Annotated in this window: 20 protein-coding genes and 1 pseudogene; 2 read left to right on the top strand and 19 right to left on the bottom strand. The window is 33.9% G+C overall.

From position 1 onward, the window contains the following. Window positions 1-8 precede the first annotated feature (8 nt). Window positions 9-956: a bifunctional helix-turn-helix transcriptional regulator/GNAT family N-acetyltransferase gene (locus FJOH_RS22335; RefSeq protein ID WP_044048012.1), complete on the top strand. Its 948-nt coding sequence runs from the start codon at window positions 9-11 to the stop codon at window positions 954-956. Window positions 957-1052: 96 nt separating this feature from the next. On the opposite strand, the gene FJOH_RS22330 is transcribed toward FJOH_RS22335, so the two are convergent. The 10 genes and pseudogenes from FJOH_RS22330 to FJOH_RS22290 form a co-directional block, all read right to left on the bottom strand. Then, window positions 1053-2252: an NAD(P)/FAD-dependent oxidoreductase gene (locus FJOH_RS22330; protein ID WP_012026293.1), complete on the bottom strand. Its 1200-nt coding sequence runs from the start codon at window positions 2250-2252 to the stop codon at window positions 1053-1055. Beyond that, entirely contained in the window at window positions 2249-2740 is a 492-nt protein-coding gene (locus FJOH_RS22325) for a low affinity iron permease family protein (RefSeq protein ID WP_012026292.1), read from the bottom strand. Before FJOH_RS22325 ends, FJOH_RS22330 begins: the two co-directional genes overlap by 4 nt. 10 nt (window positions 2741-2750) lie before the next feature. Further along, on the bottom strand, window positions 2751-5570 hold the full coding sequence (locus FJOH_RS22320) for an AsmA family protein (protein WP_012026291.1): 2820 nt from the start codon (window positions 5568-5570) through the stop codon (window positions 2751-2753). Between the two features lie 15 nt (window positions 5571-5585). Then, entirely contained in the window at window positions 5586-6425 is an 840-nt protein-coding gene (locus tag FJOH_RS22315; protein WP_012026290.1) for an MlaD family protein, read from the bottom strand. A gap of 26 nt (window positions 6426-6451) precedes the next feature. Beyond that, window positions 6452-7231, bottom strand: a complete 780-nt coding sequence (locus FJOH_RS22310) for an ABC transporter ATP-binding protein (protein ID WP_012026289.1) — start codon at window positions 7229-7231, stop codon at window positions 6452-6454. Between the two features lies 1 nt (window position 7232). Continuing rightward, a complete protein-coding gene (locus FJOH_RS22305; protein WP_012026288.1) occupies window positions 7233-7991 on the bottom strand; it encodes an MlaE family ABC transporter permease in 759 nt (252 codons plus the stop codon). A gap of 254 nt (window positions 7992-8245) precedes the next feature. Next, window positions 8246-9490: a beta-ketoacyl-ACP synthase II gene (fabF, locus tag FJOH_RS22300; protein ID WP_044048524.1), complete on the bottom strand. Its 1245-nt coding sequence runs from the start codon at window positions 9488-9490 to the stop codon at window positions 8246-8248. A 471-nt stretch (window positions 9491-9961) separates the two neighbouring features. Further along, window positions 9962-10048: pseudogene (locus FJOH_RS27280) on the bottom strand (TetR/AcrR family transcriptional regulator); the annotation flags it as partial. Between the two features lie 195 nt (window positions 10049-10243). Further along, window positions 10244-12514, bottom strand: a complete 2271-nt coding sequence (locus tag FJOH_RS22295) for a glycosyltransferase (protein WP_012026286.1) — start codon at window positions 12512-12514, stop codon at window positions 10244-10246. Beyond that, on the bottom strand, window positions 12495-13574 hold the full coding sequence (locus FJOH_RS22290; RefSeq protein ID WP_012026285.1) for a glycoside hydrolase family 130 protein: 1080 nt from the start codon (window positions 13572-13574) through the stop codon (window positions 12495-12497). The genes FJOH_RS22295 and FJOH_RS22290 overlap by 20 nt, the downstream gene beginning before the upstream one ends. A gap of 269 nt (window positions 13575-13843) precedes the next feature. On the opposite strand from FJOH_RS22290, the gene FJOH_RS26670 reads away from it, so the two are divergent. After that, a complete protein-coding gene (locus FJOH_RS26670) occupies window positions 13844-14005 on the top strand; it encodes a DUF1328 domain-containing protein (protein WP_012026284.1) in 162 nt (53 codons plus the stop codon). 65 nt (window positions 14006-14070) lie between these two features. Here the strand turns inward: FJOH_RS26670 and FJOH_RS22280 are convergent, their stop codons facing one another. From FJOH_RS22280 to FJOH_RS22240, 9 genes are all read right to left on the bottom strand, one after another. After that, a complete protein-coding gene (locus FJOH_RS22280; RefSeq protein ID WP_012026283.1) occupies window positions 14071-14535 on the bottom strand; it encodes a hypothetical protein in 465 nt (154 codons plus the stop codon). Between the two features lie 3 nt (window positions 14536-14538). Continuing rightward, the gene (locus FJOH_RS22275) at window positions 14539-15048 is read right to left on the bottom strand and encodes a DinB family protein (protein ID WP_012026282.1); all 510 of its coding nucleotides are present in this window, start codon (window positions 15046-15048) and stop codon (window positions 14539-14541) included. Window positions 15049-15067: 19 nt separating this feature from the next. Then, window positions 15068-15442, bottom strand: a complete 375-nt coding sequence (locus FJOH_RS22270; RefSeq protein WP_012026281.1) for a VOC family protein — start codon at window positions 15440-15442, stop codon at window positions 15068-15070. A gap of 77 nt (window positions 15443-15519) precedes the next feature. Further along, complete coding sequence (locus FJOH_RS22265) at window positions 15520-15729, bottom strand: hypothetical protein (protein WP_012026280.1); 210 nt, start codon at window positions 15727-15729, stop codon at window positions 15520-15522. Between the two features lie 11 nt (window positions 15730-15740). Next, window positions 15741-16121 (bottom strand): DoxX family protein, encoded by a 381-nt coding sequence (locus FJOH_RS22260; protein ID WP_012026279.1) that lies wholly within the window; start codon window positions 16119-16121, stop codon window positions 15741-15743. Window positions 16122-16328: 207 nt separating this feature from the next. Next, the gene (locus FJOH_RS22255; protein WP_012026278.1) at window positions 16329-17060 is read right to left on the bottom strand and encodes a GNAT family N-acetyltransferase; all 732 of its coding nucleotides are present in this window, start codon (window positions 17058-17060) and stop codon (window positions 16329-16331) included. A gap of 73 nt (window positions 17061-17133) precedes the next feature. Continuing rightward, window positions 17134-17739: a Crp/Fnr family transcriptional regulator gene (locus FJOH_RS22250; RefSeq protein ID WP_012026277.1), complete on the bottom strand. Its 606-nt coding sequence runs from the start codon at window positions 17737-17739 to the stop codon at window positions 17134-17136. 346 nt (window positions 17740-18085) lie between these two features. Beyond that, on the bottom strand, window positions 18086-18547 hold the full coding sequence (locus FJOH_RS22245; RefSeq protein ID WP_012026276.1) for a hypothetical protein: 462 nt from the start codon (window positions 18545-18547) through the stop codon (window positions 18086-18088). A 279-nt stretch (window positions 18548-18826) separates the two neighbouring features. Continuing rightward, a complete protein-coding gene (locus FJOH_RS22240; protein ID WP_012026275.1) occupies window positions 18827-20245 on the bottom strand; it encodes a TolC family protein in 1419 nt (472 codons plus the stop codon). Window positions 20246-20442: the final 197 nt, after the last annotated feature.

Genomic DNA, 20442 nt, shown 5'->3' with positions numbered 1-20442 from the left:
ATTATAATATGGAATTTTTTGACAAAGTAGGCAAAGCGGCACTAGGAAGCCGTTTGCGATTAATGACAGCTGTTATTACAGATGATGCTTCTAAAATTTATGAATTATACGGTGTAGATTTTGTGCCGAAGTGGTTTCCGGTTTTTTATATTTTAACAGAAGAAAGAGAACTTACCATTACCGAAATTGCAAATGAAATTGGACATTCTCAGCCTTCTGTAAGTAAAATTATTCAGGAAATGAGTAACGCAGGAATTGTAAAAGAAAGTAAAACGGATGATAAGCGAAAAAACAATGTTGTTTTGACTGAGAAAGGGGTTTTGCTTTCGCAGAAAATACAGCAGCAATTAAAAGATATTGATGTAGCAATCGACGGCATTATATCTGAATCGAAACACAATCTTTGGGCAGCGCTTGAGGAATGGGAATTTTTATTGGAACAGAAATCAATGTTCAAACGTGTAAGCGATCAAAAAAAACTTCGCGAAAGCAAAGATGTTGAAATAGTAGAATATAAACCAGAATATCAGGAAGCGTTTCGGGCTTTGAATGTAGAATGGATTTCGAATTATTTTGAAATGGAAGAAGCAGATTATAAAGCACTCGATAATCCTGAAGAATATATCTTAAATAAAGGCGGAAAAATTCTGGTGGCATTATATCAAAACGAACCCGTAGGTGTCTGCGCTCTTATCAAAATGAACAATCCCGATTATGATTTTGAAATGGCAAAAATGGCAGTTTCTCCAAAAGCGCAGGGTAAAAATATCGGCTGGCTTTTAGGTCAGGGAATCGTTAAAACCGCCAGAGAATTAGGCGCAAAAAAGATTTATCTGGAAAGCAACACAATTTTAAAACCAGCTATAAACTTATATTACAAACTAGGTTTTGAAAAAGTCTTTGGTCTTGAAACGCCTTATAAACGATGTAATATACAGATGGAGTTAGTTCTTTAAAAGTGGCAAAGTCACAGAGAGACAAAGGTTCAAAGTTTTAAATCTTTGTTTCTTTGTCTCTCTGTGACTTTGATCCTAAAAACTGTCAAACAGTTTTCAACGCCCAAATCGATAATACTCTAAATCCAGATTTTTTTTATTGTTTATAGAATCTACAATCGAGTTCATGCCTATTACGCTAAAGGTGATTCCGTTGCCGCCGAAGCCCAGAACATAATGCTCGTTTTTCTTTGGGTCAGGTTTTCCAAAATAAGGAAGTCCGTCTTTGGTTTCGCCAAAAGTTCCGGCCCAGGAATAATCCAATTTGAAGTTTATATCAGGAAATCTTCGTCTAAATTGTCTAAGTAATGATGCCTCTTTTTTGGGTATTAACTTATCACGTTTTTTAGGATCTTTAAATTCCTCATCACCGCCGCCCATAATAATTCGGTTGTCAGAAGTAGCGCGATAATAATAATATGGCGAAGATGTATCCCAAATAACAGCGTTTTTTAAAATTGACGGTAATTCAGGGACACTTTCTGATGCGAGTGCATAAGTGCTTTTTAAATCGACTATTTTTTCCTGCACAGTTTCGGTGCTTTCATAACCGCTGCAATGAACAACATGATCGGCTGTTATGGTGCATCGGTTTTCGGTATGAGCCACGCATTTTCCTTTTTGAGTATGGATAGAAGTAATGTTGGTTCGGTCAAAAATCTGCATTCCGTTTTCATAGCAGTAATTCAATAAATCACAAGCCAGCTTAAACGGATCCATAACGGCAGCCGTTTTTGATTCGATTGCGGCTATGGCATTTAATCCCATTTTTTCGAGTTCATATTTATTAAGCCATGTAACATCAAAATCATGTTGTTTACGGGCTTTAAATTCATTTTTTAAAAACGGAATATCTTTTTTGTAAGACGTAAAATAAATACTTTTTTTAAATTCAAATCCGCAGTCACTTTCTACCGTATCAATTATATTTCGCAGGTCAAAAATGGCTTTTTTACCATTTCTATAACTCTCTACTGCACATTGTTCGCCCCGAAGTTTTATTAATTCATGCAATGGCACATCAATTTCATATTGAAGTAAGGCTGTACTTGCCGCCGTACTTCCGTTTGCCACATCACGGCGGTCAACCAATACTATTTTTTTTCCCTGCGTAATTAATTTGTAAGCCATTAAAGCACCCGTTATTCCTCCGCCAATAATTAAAATTTCGGTTTTAATATCGGCATCAATTGAGGGATAACTGATATTCATGGCATTTTTTAAAGGCCAAAAGGTTTCTGTCGAACGTAATTTCATTTTTTATCTGTATTTCGTGCAGTACGATGTTTGGTTCTGTTTTTATCTTTGTACTCATGCTGCGAATGTGCTTCGGCAACAGAGTGTGAGGTTCTAATGCTTTCATCTTTTTTAGCCAGCTCAGCTAAACGATGATAATATTTTTGAATGATAACCATTTCTTCTTCTGTCATATTTTCAATATCAACCAGACTATTGCTTGAGCGCTCGCCTGAAGCTACCAATTCGTTCAGTTTTAATTGAATGGCCAGAGAATCTTTATTCTGGGCTTTCTGAATTAGAAAAACCATCAAAAAAGTAATAATCGTGGTTCCGGTATTGATAACCAATTGCCAGGTTTCAGAATAATTGAAAATAGGTCCTGAAACTGCCCAGGCAACCACAATAACAAAAGCGCCTATAAAAGCAGTAGTGCTTCCGGCCGCTTTTGAAACTTTTGAAGCAAATTTTTCAAATGCACTTCCGCCATTTTGTTTCTTCTTTTTCATTGCATTTTAATTAGGATTTCTTTTTGCTTACTTTTTCTTTTTTTACCACTTTGTTATTCTTTTCGTCGTAAACCGCTCCAATAATTTTTTGGCCTGTTTTACTGAAAATTTTAATTTTAGGATTTTCGTGCGTTCCGGTAATTACGATTGGAAAACCAATAATACCGCCCGGCGGCAATCCTAAACGCATTCTTAAATCTAAAAGACCGTCAAAACTTGTGGTTCCTTTAATTGTGGGTCTAAAACTTGCTACACTAAACGTAAAAGGCTCTATAGAAATAAGATTATTATTAATATTCGATTTTATTTCGATTCCTTCCATTTTTGGATCATCCAAACCTTTTTGTCCGGTTTGCGAACTCACGCCTTCAAATAATTTTAAACCTTTAATTTTTACATCACGAAGATTGATTGTTCCGCCTCCTTCAAGCGATTCGTAAATTGGCCCCATATTTCCGTTTAAATCACCTTTTATTTTGTAATCAACAGAAATAATTCCCTGTGCTTTTTCGGCAACAGTTACCATATCATGAAACATCGGAATTTCTTTGTAAGCACGCTGAACACTGAAATCTTTTGCAGTGAAATGTGCGTCAAAATGTGCAGAAGTCGGTGATTCGTCTTTATATGCCGCATTAACTCCAAGAATACAGTCAATAATATTTAAAGAAGTATTTTCTAAATAGAAACTACCTTTTGTAATGCCCACTTTTCCTGAAAGTTTGTTTAGGTTCAATCCGTTATATTCTACTTTATCGGCATTTGCAGTAAGCGAAACATTTAAGTTTTTAGGAATCATTACTACACCGCTCATTTTTGGATGGTCTTCTTTGGCATAATCAACTTCGAGTTTTCGGTCTTTATTTTCACCTTTTTCAAGCGCCATAAATTCATCTACATTGATGAGTTTAGATTTCATATTAAAGTCACCGCTTAGAGTTCCGTGCGATTCCAGAAAATAATTTATAGTATTTAAAAGATATCCGTTAATATCAAAATCAGATTTTCCGTAAGAAGCATAGAATTTTTCAAACCACATTTTCTCGTTCTGAAAACGGAAGTTTCCTTGTTTTATAAAAAAAGCTTTTGGGAATAATTCTGAAGTAGCTTTGATATTTTTAAGCAGAATTGTGCCTCGATTATCCAGTTTGCTATATTGTCCCGTCGTGGCGTAGCTTTGTTTTCCTTTAAGAGATAAATCGGCTTTTGCATAACCGGTTACATCAAGACCTTTTTGTGAAAATACCTGGTATATTCTACCCACATTGAGTTCTCCTTTAATTTTAGCATTATAAGCCAGATCGCTGAAATCTGATAATGCCATATTTACATACATCGGATTTCCTTCAAAAACAAAAGAAGCGGGAGAAACAGCCACAATTAGATCCTCATAAGTTCCGGCTTTATTAAGCACGTTGGCTACAAAAGTTATATCTTTAATTGGGTTAGGGTAGTAGTCTGTTTTCAGCCATCCGTTTCGAAGCGAAATACCGCCGATTGTTTTAGGAAAAAGTTTTTTTGAGGTGCTGAAAAGCCCTTTTGCCTGAATATTGGTTTTTAAAATTCCTTTTAAATCAATTTTTTCCAAACCAATTGCAGCGTCTACAACAGCCAGATCCAAAGCACCTTTTATACTGGCATCTACATTCATTTCGCTTAAACCTTTACTATGCAGATAAGCGTTGAAATAATCTTTTTCGCCTACTTTAAATCGTAAAGTTCTAAGGTTTACCAATAATTGTTCGGTATCAAGAGAAGGCAGCATGGCATTTAAATCCATTTGGAAATCGGTAAGCGGAACGGGCGCATTTTGATAACTAACGGCTCCGTCTTTTATCTTTAGGTTGAAAGCTAAATTGGGTTTTTGTTTTTTCGAAACATTATAATCTCCTTTAAAAGAAAGCACCAAATCACTTTTTCCTGAAATTTCGGTTTTTTCCAGCCAGGTTAAATATTCCGGAGGCATAACAGAAAGTAAATCTTTTACGGTTGTGTTTTCTGATGCTGCTTTGATATTGATTTTATACCCGTCTCTTAAAATGGTAAATAGACCGGTAAACTTTAAAGGCAGTTTGTTAATCTGTAGTTCATTTTTTTGAAGAATGAATGAAAGTGCGTGCGTATTGATTCTGGTAATTAAATCAGCACGAACGGCTTTTTTTCTTAGATATGCAGTTCGGTTATAGTAGAAATCCAGCGTATCGATTTTGGCATCGGTATTTAAATCGAAAATATCATCGCTCAGGTTTCCTTTTCCAATGTAATTGAAACCTTTGGCATCGACTAAAACTTTAGCAGATCGGTCGTTGTATTTTACATGGCAGTTTTCTAAATCAATTCGTTCTAATTTTATTGCTGTTCCTTCTTCGGGAGCATTTGGATCTTCTTTTTCGTTTTTTCGGTCTTCGGGTGCTACATAAATATTATAATTAGCTTGTCCTTTTTCGTTGACCATTACATTAATTAATGCGTTTGAAACGTATAATTTATTGATTTTAACTTCGCTGTCAAAAATGAGTCTTTTCAGGTTTATTCCAAAAGCCACCTGATCTGCTTTTAATAAAGTATCATTTCCAAATGGTTTTGAACCCGTCATAGAGATATCGTCAAGTGAGACAGTCAATGAAGGGAAATGGGTAAAAAATGAAAGTTTAGACTTCGAAAATTCTAATTTGGTATCTAAACGTTCGTTTGCAATTTTTTTAACTTCTGAGGCTACTTTTCCGGGAAATAACAGCGGAATCAAAAAAAGTAACAGCAGTATTCCCGCTATTACTATTCCTGTCCATTTGAGTATTTTAAGGCTTATATTTTTATATGAAGTTTTCATGGCGCAGAGTTTTAATTATTTCTTTTCAGCCTCTTTCTTAGCTTCTTCGGCTTTTTGCTTTTCTTTCTCTTCTTTGGCTTTTTCCTGTTTTTCTTTTTCTTCTTTAGCTTTGGCTTCTTTTTCTTTAGCAGCCTTTTCCTGCTGTTCTTCTTTTTTCTCTTTTATTTCTTCCTGTTTTTTCTCTTTTTCCTTTTCTTTTTTCTTGAAATAGCCTCTAAACAGGAAATTACTTTTGGCAGCTTCCATATTTTCGCTGAAACCTTTTGTACCAGTTTCCAGATTCGAAAGCGTATTCGAAACACTGTTTGCCATTTTATCATCTCTTACTAATCTAGCCAGCGCGCCGTTTCCGTTATTCATACTGTGGCTGAAAATGGCCAGTTCTTCAGAAATAACGCCTACATTATCAACACTTTTTTTAACGCTTTTCATGATGTCATTCATTTCAATTCCGTTGATAGAAGCGATGGCGCCGTTGTCTTCGATTACTTTTGTAGATTTTTCACCCGGAGTAATAGTCAATACTTTATCGCCCATTAATCCATCTGAACCAATACTGGCTCTGGCGTCTGTTTTTATAAATTTTCGGACTTCATCTTTTATAACCATTGAAACGACTACAGAAGAATCATTTATCAATCTGATTTCTTCGACTGTACCAATGTTAATACCTGAAAAACGGACATTGTTTCCAACTTCTAAACCGCTGACCGTTTTAAATTTTGATGTTATGTGGAATGTTGAACCAAATAGGTTTTTTTGTTTTCCAATAAAATAAATGGCGATTATAAAAAGCAACAGTCCAACTGTTACAAACATTCCTAATTTCCAAGTATATCCAGATTGCTTTTCCATGATTTCTACTATTTTATTTTGCTTTTTTATTCAAAAAATGAGCGTACCCATTCGTCTTCGTCTTTTTCTAATTCTTCGTAAGTTCCTTCGGCATGAATTACACCGTCTTTTAAAACCATAATTCTGTCAGCTGTCATTTTTGCACACGCCATATCGTGCGTAATAATGATCGATGAGGTTTTTTGTTTGTGTTTGATATCAAGTATTAATTCACTGATTTCTCTGGAAGTAATAGTATCTAATCCTGTTGTGGGCTCATCATATAAAATGATTTCGGGTTTTAAAATTAATGTTCTGGCCAAGCCAATTCTTTTTCGCATCCCGCCTGATAATTCAGAAGGCATTTTGTCTATTGCATCGCCAAGGCCTACACTTTCAAGGGCTTCTATTACTTCATTTTCAACTTCATCTTCGCTTAAATCCCTTTTGTGGGCGCGTAATGTAAATGCCAGATTTTCTCGAACCGACATTGAATCGTAAAGAGCACCGCTCTGGAATAAAAATCCAATTCGGACCCGCATTTTATTTAATTCATCTTTTGAAAGGTCCAGTACATTTTCATCAAAAACAATTATTTCGCCCTGATCTGGTTCAATCAGCCCCACAATACATTTTATGGTAACTGATTTTCCTGAACCTGAACGTCCTAAAATCACTAAATCTTCGCCTTTGTTCACAGTAAGATTAACGCCTTTTAGAATTTGGTTGTCTTCGCCAAAAGTTTTATGCAGGTTCTTAATTTCAATAATTGGAGTCTGCTTTTTATCTTTTGATTTTGGTTCGGTATTTTTTTCTTCTTTAATCATCTTAATAAATTAAATCAGTTAATTGCACGGCTACCATATCAATAATAAATATGCTGAGAGAGGCTGTAACTACTGCCGAGTTTGCAGCGTGTCCTACACTTTCTGTTCCGTTTGCAGCATTAAATCCTTTATAACAGCCAATCATTCCTATGAAATAGCCAAAGAAGAATGTTTTTATCGTTGCGGGAATCAGATCTGAAAATTCTAATGATTGAATAATCTGGGTTAGATATCGGTAGAAATTAACATCACCATGAATATTTATTCCGGCATAACCGCCTATAATACCAACAGCATCTGCAAAAATTACTAATATAGGCACCATTAAGGTACAGGCTAAAATTCTTGTTACGACTAAATAATTATAAGGATTGATGGCAGAAACTTCCATAGCGTCTATTTGTTCTGTTACTTTCATCGAACCCAGTTCGGCACCAATTCCCGAAGAGATTTTTCCGGCGCAGATTAAGGCTGTAATGACAGGAGCAATTTCTCTAATTAAAGAAAGTGCCACCATTCCTGGAAGCCAGCTTTCGGCTCCAAATGTTACTAATGTAGGTCTTGACTGAATTGTTAATACCAATCCCATAATAAAACCTGTTATGGCTACTAATGGGAGTGATTTGTAACCAATTAAATAACATTGTTTCAAAAACTCTTTTGTCTCATAAGGGGGAATAAAAACCTCCTTAAAAAACCTATTGGCAAATAATGCAGCATTACCAATTTGTGCGAATGTATTTTTTAAGCTGAGAATCAAAATGTTTTGTTTTTAAGTTAGTTGTAGTTTCAAAATCAAATATTTAACAGTTTTTTCCACTTTTTAAATTATATATGAAAGTTACCTCTATACTTGTTAAAAAACTTTACAGAACTTTTTTTGAGCCTTATATAATTTTCATCAAATCACAATATTTGTATAAATGCTGCGTTGTACGAGTGCTTAAAAAAAATAAAAAGAGCTGTCTCAATTTTTGAGACAGCTCTTTTTATTAATAAATATGTTATAATTGTTTATTCTTTAAATTTTTTAAAGATCGAACTGGCTACGTGTCCGCCAAAACCAAAAGTATTGCTCATGGCATAATTCACTTCTCTTGCCTGCGCTTTTCCAAGAGTCAGATTAAATTTTTCAGCATAATCCTGTTCAATTGTTTGTGTATTTATAGTTGGCGGTACAATGTTTTCCTGAAGCGCTTTTATACAAGCAACTGCTTCGATTGCTCCCGCGCCTCCAAGTAAATGCCCGGTCATTGATTTTGTAGCACTAATGTTTGCATTAGGATTTATTCCAAATACTTTTTCTATTGCTTTTAGTTCGCTTAAGTCACCCGCTGGAGTAGAGGTAGCGTGAGCATTGATATAGTCAATTTTATCCGGAGTAATTCCGGCTTCCTCAAGAGCAAGTTCCATACCTAAAACAGCGCCTTCGCCTTCAGGGTGTGTTCCTGTTAAGTGATAAGCGTCTGCCGCTAAACCTCCGCCCACAATTTCGGCCAGGATTACGGCATTTCGTTTTACTGCATGTTCGTAGCTTTCTAAGATAACAACTCCAGCACCTTCTCCTAAAACAAATCCATCTCTTGTAACATCAAAAGGACGAGAAGCTTTGCTATGATCTTCGTTTAAAGTTGACAGTGCTTTTGAAGCATTGAAACCTCCAATTGAAGATTCTGAAACTGAGGCTTCAGAACCGCCGCTGATAATCATATCTGCTTTGCCCCAGCGAATGTAGTTAAAGGCATCGATAATGGCAGTATTACTGGCAGAGCAGGCAGCAGCTGTTGTATAGTTAATACCGCGAAGACCATATTTAATAGAAATAACACCTGAAGCAATATTGACAATTCTTTTCGGAATAAAAAACGGACTAAATCTTGGTGTGCCGTTTCCTAATTTATATTCTCCAAATTGTTCTTCAAAAGTAGAAATACCGCCATCGCCGCATCCCCAGATTACTCCAATTCGGTTTTTATTTAAGGTATCAAAATCAATATTGGCATTTTTTACAGCTTCGTCTGCTGCATGCAGAGCATATTGTGTAAAAAGATCATATTTTCTAATTTCATTTTTTTCAAAAATAGGCGAAGCATCGAAGTTTTTAACTTCGCAGGCAAATTTGGTTTTAAATTGTGTGGTGTCAAATCTTGTTATGGGAGCGGCACCGCTTACTCCGTTAATTAATGAATTCCAATATTCCTGAACATTATTGCCAATAGGAGTTACTGCTCCTAAGCCTGTTACTACAACTCTTTTCATTATTTTTTTAGGTCTTAATTCTGTTAATATTGTTTCTCTTACCAATTCAAAATCATCATCGTTTGTTAGTCTTGAAAGCTGGACTATTGCTACCATATTGGTTATTATCATTAATGCTTTTGTTCTTGCAGAAGTTTGAAAATCAAATATATTTTGTTCTTTCCCTTCAGTCAGAACTTCAGTCAGCCAGTCAATCACCAATTTGGCAAATATTTTTAGTTCGTCTTTTATTGATTCATCTAGTGTATTTAAGTCTGTTGCCAGCGATCCAACAATGCAGACTTTATTTTCATGTTTAATTTGTGTATGAACAGCTAAAAAAGATTCTAATTTTATTAATGGAGATTCGTTAGCAACCTTTTTTTTTAAAACTTCATATCTGGCAATATGTTCTTTAATAGTCGCTACACCAAGATCTGATTTTGTAGGGAAGTGGTAATGTATAGAAGCGGTTTTTATGCCTATATCATTTGAAATATCTTTAAAACTAAAGGCATTGTAGCCTTTGTTTCGAATAAATTGATCTGCTTTATCTATAATATTTTCACGTGTTGTCATCGCAGTAATTTTTTAGCAAATATACTACCTATTAGTAGATAGGCAAATTTATTTTGTTTATTTTTAACAAAACAAAAAATCCCTTTCATTAAGAAAGGGATTTTCCGGGTTTAATAGAATTTTGGTCAGTCTATTGCTTTTAAAAATTTCAAATTACAATTTCGAATTTGAAATTTTTTTATAATTAGAATTTCTTTATAAGTTTATAGCAATACCAGTTCTGGATTTTATTAAGGGAATAACCTTAGACTCTGAAAGTGCAAATTTTTCCATTAATAATCTTGCGGTTAAATAGCAGACAGTTGATTCTGCTCCTTGATTTAAGTTTACGTTTTCTTTTTCAAGACCATCGTAACCGCCTCCGCTTACCGGATTGTACATAATTTGATTTAAATGATTTTTTCCTAAGAACCAGTTAAATGCAGTTTTCATTTTCTTTTTATATTCCGGAGTTTTAAAGGCTTGGTAAAAAGCATTTAAAGTCTGGATTGTATAAGTAACATCAATTGGCTGTTCTCCGTATTCCTGTGGTTCAGAACCTTTATGATACCAGCTTTGGTTTGAAATGGCTTTGAAATTACCATCGATAAAAGTTTTAGACATTAAGAAATCTAATGAATCTAGTGCAACTTTTTTGTAAACCGGTTTATTGGTTACTAAATAAGCATATAACATTGATTCTGGCAGAATACCGTTTCCGTATGTTAAATAGTTTTCAAACCATTGCCAGTCTTCAGAAGCAGTGTCTTCATAATTTGCAAGCAGTTTAGCATTCAGCTTGTTGATAATGGCCGCAACATATAAGTTTGGAATAGCATTGTGATACAGATACAAACCTTTTGTAGCGAAACCAATAGAACGAGGCGACTGGATATTTTCGGCCCATTTTAATGAGTTAAGGAAACATTTTGATGCTTTTTTTGAAATATTTTCAGGAAGAATATCAGCATTTGCCACAACTGTTCCCAAAGCCCAAATTGCTCTTGCATTAGAATCTTCAAGGTTAACTTCGGCATTTTGTTCAACGTGTTCACGATATTCCTGATCTACGTAATTGATGAAGTTTCCTTTTGGTTTCTGGCATCTTTCGATGAAATCCAGGTAAATTAAAATATAAGGAAGATCGTCTTTGTCTCTTGTTAATTTGTAATGCATGCAGAATGCAATTAAAGCACGTGCATTATCATCTAATGTATATCCTGACTCCAAATCTGGAACTGAGATTTTACTAAACTGGATAATACCAAGATCTGTAGTTAATTTTTTGATATGTCTTAATTGAATATCCGGATAGCTGTATTTAATATCAGCTGGATTTTCAATTAGTTTTTTATACGTATTCATGTGTGTTAATGCAGCATTTTCCCAAGATGAAGCTCTCATTTTGGTAAAAGCCTGAATTCCCATTTCATGTCTTAAATTTTCGTCGGCAATTAATTTTAAGGTTTGTTCTGCAAATTGATCGACATCTCCAATATCAACTAACACACCACAGTCTTCGGTTAAAACTTCTCTTGTGTGCGGAATTTTTGATGCCACCATTGGACATGCACAGCTCATAGCATAAGCAAAAGTGCCGCTTACAGCCTGGTTTGGATCTTTTGATGTAAATAAATAAATATCAGTAGCTTTTAAATATTCTAAAAGTTCTTCAGTATCTAAATATTGATTGATGAAACGAACATTTTTGCGTAAATCTAATTCATCAACAAGTGCTTCCAATTTATCGCGATAAACATCAACACCGTCTTTAATTAAATTTGGATGCGTTTTGCCAATAATCAGGTACAATACATCTGGTTCTTTTTTGACGATTTTTGCCAAAGCCTGTAAACCGGTTTCGATGTTTTTACCTTCACCCAAAAGTCCAAAAGTTGATAATACAATTTTGTTTTGAATATCGAATTTAGCTTTTGCCTGTTCCGGAGTTTCATAGATTACAATATGAGTTCCATGTTGTACACAAGTAATTATTTCTTCATTAACATCGTAGTCTTTTATCAAAATTTCTTTTGACTGGTTAGTCATTACAAAAACAGAATTGCTGTAGCTTAAAAGTAATTTTACAAAGGTTTTTAATTCCTCATTTGGATTAGGAATAACGCTGTGAAAAGTATAAGTAACCGGTTTTTTTACAGTATTTAAAAAATCTAGCAAATGATCTCCGTAATTTCCTCCAAATAAACCAAATTCATGCTGAATGTGAACTAATTTCACATTCTTATCTTTATTGATTTCTTCGGCAACTTTTGTATATTCTGCTCTGTCTTTTGTATTTAGTGTAAAGGCTTGTGTTGGGTTTGCTTTTGGCTTATCGACCAATTCGCAAATTTCACAAGTTATCGATTTACCAAAAACATTGGTAATTCCTTTAATGGTATCTTGAGTATAAGTTGCGATTCCACATTGTGTTGGAGGGAATGTAGAAAGAAAAACAATTTTCGATTTATTTGATATCTTCTTCATGGGAGTTCAATTTTAATTCGGTTAATAAGTCGTTAAGGTTCAGAGAAGCCACCGCAATCTTATCATCGGCGGCACCGTAATAAATATATAATTGGTCGTCAAAAATGGCAGTTCCGGTTGGAAAAACTACATAATTTACATAACCATGTCTTTCATAATATTCTGATGGCGTTATAATTGGTTTTGTTAATCTTCCAATCACTTTACTGGGATCATTTAGATCTAATAAAGCGGCACAGGCATGATAAACAAGACCTTTTTCGCGTCTTTCGGCAGCGTGATAAATCAACAGCCATCCATCTTTTGTTTCAATTGGCGGAGCGCCTGGTCCAATATGACTTGTTTCGTGTTCAAATTTGGGCTCCATTACAATATAATCAGGCAGGTTTTTAAGATAATCTTTCCAAAAATCTACCGTCAGGTCTTTTTTCTTTTCAAATGAAACGATTTGAATTGAAGGAAATAAGCGGTGTAAAGCCACAAATTTTCCATTTATTTTTTTAGGAAATAGAACGACGTTTTTGTCCCACACTAATAAATTTTCCTTTATTGTTTCGCTCAAAGGATAATTTCGGGCAGTATTAAAAGCCAATATACTTGCAACACTTGGATTTTGTAAATGTTTGCGGATCAAATTGGTGAACTCGTGTAAAATGAATTTTGGAGTTATAATTCCTTTCTTTTTAAACGATGTCAAATCTTTTGATACTGCTACAGCTCCGCAGGCATTTATTCCATCGTAAGTAACATAAGTCATATAATACTTATCATCAATTTTGGTAATTCGGGGATCTTCTACACCGTGAATTTCATAAATGTATTCCGGTACAAAAATGGGTTCAGTGCGACGTTCAACTAACGTTGTCGGCCCCTCGAATCTGCAATATCCAATGGTTGAAAAATTTCCTCTTTTTGCAGCTCTGTAAAACATATGAACGCTGTTTCCATCTTGATATATGGCAGGATTTAAAACACCTAATTCCTCAAAAGACCGGTCTGTTTTCTCTAAAATAACACCCAGTTTTGTCGCTAAAGTGTTTTGAGTCGTTACTGCTTCCATATCTAAATTTCTATAGGTTAAAATTACCTTGGGAACAGAGGGGCGATTAACTCAATCGATCAAAAAATTAACTCTAAAGCATTTACATGGGAATTGTATAAGGTTGAAACTGAAATTCTAAAAAGTCGTGATAAAATTATGATTTGTAGTTGATTGCGCTAAAAAATATAGCATTTGAGTTAATTGTTTTTGTAAGTAAACAGGAACTTTGAGATACAAACAAATCAGACTTGTAAAAAGTCCTATTTTTTAACTTAAAATTGAATATTATGTTACGTTGGACAGTCACATTTATAATTCTAGCTATAGTAGCGGGAATTTTTGGTTTTGGAGGAATTGCCGCCGGAGCCGCCAGTATCGCAAAAATCTTATTCTTTATATTCTTAGTTTTATTTGTTATTTCATTAATAAGCGGAAGAAGCAGAGTTTAAGATTTAGGTTTTAATCAAAAAAATAAAAAAGCGAAATTAACTATTGAAGTTTGATTTCGCTTTTTTTAATGTCTTGTATAAAACTTTTGGGTTATGTATGCAATGGGAAGGCCAACACAGAAAATTAAAATCAAGATAGAAAGTAATAAAGGGAAATCAAATTGTTTTGGAGGAAGTTTAGGAAATACAATTGGCAGTACAATAAGATTCATTACAATCCAAACAAACAAACCATAAATAAGTCCCGAAAGTAAAAAGCTTTTCCGCAGAATAGGAAAATAGGGATAGATTTTAAAATAGAGATAAGCAAAAACTAAAGCAATAAAATAATGAAGCAGTAAACCATAAAATGCCATTTGCGATCCGTTTGTGTACGCTTCTTGTTTAAAAATACCGCTTGCGATAGACTGCAGAATTTTTACAGCAGTTGTTTGGTGTAATATAACCGTATAAATAATAATGGCAGCCAGAATATCTAAGGTGCCGGATAGAAAACCAGAATATAAAATAGTTTTAGATTTTGATTTCATTATTTAGAGTTTGGTTATATACTGAAAAATATTGTTTAACTGATGTGTATGCCTTTGTGTATGTACTAAAGCAAAATCAATCCATTCGTACATTGTAAATTTATCAAAACCTGGAACCTGAAAATCAAGACAAGTAAGCGTTAAATCATATTTTGATGCCGAATCTAGCAATTCTGATTCAATTTTGAGCAATTTCATATTCAAAGCATTTTTGCTGTATTCTTTTTTTTCAGGCTGAAGAAAAACAGGAGCGTCCATTTTTATATTGAAGTTTAAAAAGAGGCCGTCAATATCTTTGATTTTTTCGTCGGGTTTGCGGGTTGTTTTTTCGGTATTTCCCGCAAATAATTCCGGAAATCCGGAACAAGCAAGGATAATATGCTGTACGACCTGTCCGGCTGTCCAGCTTCCTTGATAGGGAATGAGATTTAATTCACTTTCAGAAAATTTAGAAAGCGTATCATTTAATTTTTTATATGTTTCAACAATATCTTTTTGAACATTTGTATTCATATCATTGCTTTTTAAATTGTTATTGTACAGATGTTATCCACCATACATTTCCAAACGGATCTGTTACACCGCAGGTTCTGCCATACTCCTTATTACTTAATCCCATTAAAGAACTTGCTCCGTTTTCAATTGCTTTTTTATAAGTTTCATCAGCATTGGGAACATAAACAAATAAGTGTGAAGTTTGTTTTGACCAGTCGGGTATTACATCTGTAATCATTATTGTACTTGCGTTTAAAGTAATTTCAGCATGTATAATAGTTCCATCTTCACGTACAGATTTCGTATTGGTTTCTGAAGCTCCAAAAACTTTTTTGGTAAAGTCGATAAATTTTGATGCACCTTGTAAAATCAAATACGGCATTATAGTTTGATGTTCTGCAGGAATATTCATGTTGAGATATTTTAAAATTTAGGATTTTAAAATTACGATTTTTTATTTTAAAATTTTGTAAATCAGTAAATTATGATTTATAAAAGTGCTTCGCAATGAAAACCGTACGAATTTAGAAGTTCGATTATTTTAGGATTTGAAATAGAAGCACCATTAACACGCAGGATTTTATCGCAGTCTTCAAGGTCAAAATTGATCGCACTGTTAGGGAAATGTTCAAGAAGTTTTCCTATAATCATTATAGATTCTTCGACTTCCTGAACATTTGTTTTGAAAACTTCTATCATCGTTTGAAGTTTTACAAAGCGATATTTTTGTATCGCTCTATTTTATGATAATAGATATAAGAAATTGCCAAAATCACTAAAAAGATTAAAGGGAAGAAACTTTGAAAATTGATTCCGTCTACCGCAAAATGACTAATTGAAGCAAATATAAAATCGAAACCAAATCCGGCATACGCCCATTCTTTTACATTTTTAGGAACTGATGGAATCACTAAAACTAAAACACCCAGAATTTTGAAAATCACAAGGGCATTTCCAAAATATTCTGGATAGCCTAAATGTCTGATTCCTTCTTTGGCTAATTCTGTTTGTGATGTCAAAGCCGGCATAACACCTTCGAATAGAAAAATAATAGTAGTCGTAATCCAAAAAATAATTTTTGCTTTTTTCATGTGGTTTATTTTTAAATAGTTATCAGTTAATGTATTACAAATGTACTATTCTTATTTTTTCATGAAACAGCTATTTCCGACTATTTTAGGGGCATTTGAGACATTTCTTGATTTTAGATTTTAGATTTTAGATTTTAGATTTTTTATTTAGTATAACTATATAGTTTGTCATCCTGACAAAAAATGCAAAAAAATGATATTTGAAATTTATGTAAGCTGGTAATTCGTAATCGTAAACAAATCCTCGAAACCTAATCTGGTATAAATGCCTTTTCCAAGAGCAGATGCTTGTAATTGTGCATATTCACAATCGGCATCTATCGCTTCGTTGATGGCAAATTTCATGATTTCTTCTGCAAAACCTCTTTTGCGCATTTCAGGAATAACGCCTACACCGTGAATTCCCATAGTTTTTTCAGTTTGAAAAAGTGTCAGCGTTCCAATCGCTTTTCCTTCAAAATGAACTAAATAAAACTTCACATTTTCATAATTATGAACCAAAGTTTCTTTGCTGATTACATAGCTGAAAGAAAGCGGATAAATATCTGACCAGGTTTTGGCATCTTCTTCATTTAAAACTCTTTTAAAAGTGAGATTGTTTTGAAGCGGCAATTTTTCTCCCAGTTTTAAAACCATTGCAACCAGCTGAATTCGGATATGAAAACCATTTTTTTCAAAAAAATATTTAGAACTGCTTCCAAAAATATCCCAGTACGGAATAACCAAGCCTGGTTTTTTTTCCATGATTTCCTGAATCTGCGGAAAATTTTCTTCGGTAATATCTTCTCGAAACCATAATCTATTTGGCCAGCCTGAGTTTTTTATGTGTGAAACTTCAAAAGGGTCGTTTTTATGATAGGAAAGGAGAGGAGATGCAACGGTTTTCCAAAGAGTGGTTAAGTTGTCAATATTGTCTTTGATGAGGTTTATAGAGTTCATTGTAAATGACGAGTTTGAATTATACTGACAAAGGTAAATTGAGTTTTTCAGAAAAGCCTTTACATATGTTGATTTACAAATCTTTTTCCAAACTTTTTCTAATTCGGCTTAACTGCGTGGGAGTAATACCCAAGTGCGAAGCAATATGCAGTAACGGAACGCGATCAGCAATAGTGGGATGTTTCTCCAGAAGATTAACATATCTTTCTGTTGCGTTCTGCATAACTAACGCCACTTCTCTTTGTTCTTTTTCGATAATCCAATTTTGTTCTAAGTATGCTATATAAAATGTTTTGAGATCGTCATTTTCGCTAATCAACTGAATATATTTTTGATAATTAAGATTGATTAAAATGCAATCTTCTAAAGCTTCAATTGTAAAGTTAGAAGGAGTTTGCAATATTGATGAAACTTTAGAGCATGCAAGTTTGTTTTCGAGAAAAAGATTTTTGTTATAGAAATTTCCTTGTTCGTCAGTAATAAAAGTTCGTAAAATTCCTTTGGCAATAAAATAAAGATTTTTGCAGATTTCTCCATTTTCTAGTAGTATTTCTCCTTTTTTGATTGTCTGGAAATGTGTCAAGCTTTCAATCAAATTCCAAGACTTTTCAGAGATAGGAGCGTAACTTTCGAAATATAATTTTAGATTGTTGAGGTATGTTTCTTTGTTGAAAGTCATAGATTGGTTTGGTTTTGGCACAAAGGCGCTAAGGCACAAAGTTTTTTTTATTTTAATGCACTAGATTTACTATTCAAAAATAAAGAAATAAGCGCAATTTTGTCATTTCGACGAAGGAGAAATCTTCGCGAGAAACTCTACAAAGATTGATTCTCGTTGCGGAGCTACTTGTGGAGATTTCTCCTTCGTCGAAATGACAAAAATGAGAATAAATCTGAACAATCTGCATAATCTGCGAGAGACTTAAAAATACTTCGAGCCTTAGCGCCTTGGCAGCAAAAATTTAAAAAACGCTAAAAACTCAGAGCTTCCAGCGGTTTTAAATTGTAATTATTTGTATCGTTGCTTAATCAGCATAATGATAAATACTTCTTTTAACAGTATTGTTTATTTTTTCAAGGGTTACTTCAGTTACACCGCCTTCATAATTCATAGAAATAGCAACTTTATCTTTTGTAATTTGATAATCAATTGAGATTAAACCGTTTTGATTTACTTCAACAGATTTGTTTTCATTTGGAATCGTACTTAAAAAGTAATTTGATTCTTCAACTTCTTTGTTTTTAATAATATTTTGATAAACTTTATCCAGATCAGAATCCTGTAAAATACATTCTCTGCCATCTCCCATTTCTACTTCGATATCTTTACAGTCTTCTTTTGGCTCAGTCTTTTTTTCTATTTTTTCTGTTTTTACAACTGCAATTGTATCTGCTGGTTTTTCAATAGGTTTTGATTCTTCATTATTGCTTTGCTTGCAATTTGTAAATAGTAAAGCTAAAAGCGCAATACATGCTATTTTCTTCATTTTTTTAATTTTAATTATGGGATTCAAAATTAACAAAATAAGTCCAGGTTTATCATTTAAACGAAGGAAAAATCTTAATGCGAAACTCTTTCACAAAAATCAAATCTTTGAATATAATCGCTCAGCATAATAACATATAAATCTTTTTAATCTGTGAAATCTGCGGCAAAAAAACTTGCGTTCTTCAGTAAAATTAAACTAAAAAACGCCATGAAACCCAAAGGTCTCACAGCGTTTTCATCTCAAAAAATAAATAATTAACGGGTAATGTAACGGGTATTATTTCCAGCCTCCGCCTAGAGCGCGGTACAAATCTGTATTGGCTGTAAGTTGTTGTCTTTTGATATCAGCAAGTTCTAGTTCGCTTTGCAATAAATTTGCCTGTGCCGTTAAAACTTCAAGATATTCTGCCATACCATTTTTAAATAAAAGATTGGCATTTTTAATCGCTTGCTGCAGCGTTTTTACTTTTTCTTTTAAGAAAGTTTCCTGCTGTTGTAATTTCTCTACTTTAACCAAAGCATCAGAAACTTCGCTTACAGCAACCAAAACAGATTGTCTAAAACTTAAAACAGCTTTTTCTCTTTCTGCGACAGCGATATTATATTGCGTTCTTACTCTTTTGTTATTTAAAAGAGGCTGCGTTAATCCGCCCGCAACAGTTCCAAACAATGAAGCCGGAATGTTGAACCAATTACTGGTTTCGAAAGAGTTTACGCCGCCTTGAGCCGTAATTCTGAGAGCTGGGTATAAATCCGCTTTCGTGATACCGACATTTGCGTTGGCAGCTTTTAGCGCCAATTCGGCACTTTTTACATCAGGTCTTCTGCTTACTAAGGCAGATGGAACTCCAATTGCTGTATTGTGTTTTACTTCAATCGCACTTAATTGAGTAGATCTTTCTTTTGAATTTGGAAAAGAACCTGTTAAAACACTCAAAGCATTTTCCTGAATGGCAATATTTTGTTCCAATAACGGAATCAATTGCGCTGAGTTTAATTTCTGTGCTTCCGATTGTTGAATTGCTAAAGTAGTTACCTGACCGGCATCGTATTTTAATTTGATAATATTGGTTGTACTATCATTTAAACGAAGATTTTGTCTGGCAATATCCAATTGCGCATCCAGCATCAAAAGATTATAATATCCTCTAGAAACATTAGCGACAATATTAGTCTGCAATGCTTTTTTTACTTCTTCAGATTGAAGATATCCTGCGTAAGCCCCTTTCTTTTGGTTTCTGATCTTTCCCCAAATATCAGCTTCCCAAGAAAGAGAAGCTCCAGCAGAATAGTCGTCAATATGTTTAGCACCAATTGCTTGATTTAAGTTCAATCCCGTAAAACTATTGTCAGACGGATTGCTTGTGCTTGCGTTTACAAATAAGTTAACCTGAGGCACATTTCCCCATTTTGATTGTGTAAAACGGTATTGGGCAATTTCGATGTTCTTTTCGGCAATCTGAAGGTCGTTGTTTCTTGCAACGGCGCTGTCAATTAATTTTATAATATCTTTTTCTGTAAAGAAGTTTTTCCACTCCACATCGGCAATACTGGTTGTATCACTCGAAACCGATGCATTCCTGAAATTCTCAGGAAATGCATCTTTTGGAGTTTCAATATCCTTTGAGACTTTACAGGATATTAAAGTCGTGATCAGAATGGCGAAGGTCACGATTTTGGTTATATGATTTTTCATTTAGTTTTTTATTAAATTTTTTTATCCGTTGGGTTTAGTTTTTTAAACACATAGAAACATAGTTTTTTGAGGATTTAAAAAAGGCGTTTCACTTATTTTAAATACACATAGTTTTCTATGTGTGGAAACTGGTTTCTTTTATTCTCTTTTTTCGAGACAATCCCGATAGCTATCGGGACTATGTTTCTATGTGTTAA

Origin of the sequence: Flavobacterium johnsoniae UW101, from assembly GCF_000016645.1 — a bacterium.
GTDB lineage: Bacteria > Bacteroidota > Bacteroidia > Flavobacteriales > Flavobacteriaceae > Flavobacterium > Flavobacterium johnsoniae.
The sequence above is the reverse complement of the archived record's forward strand: the minus strand, read 5'-3'. Positions and strand labels throughout refer to the sequence as shown.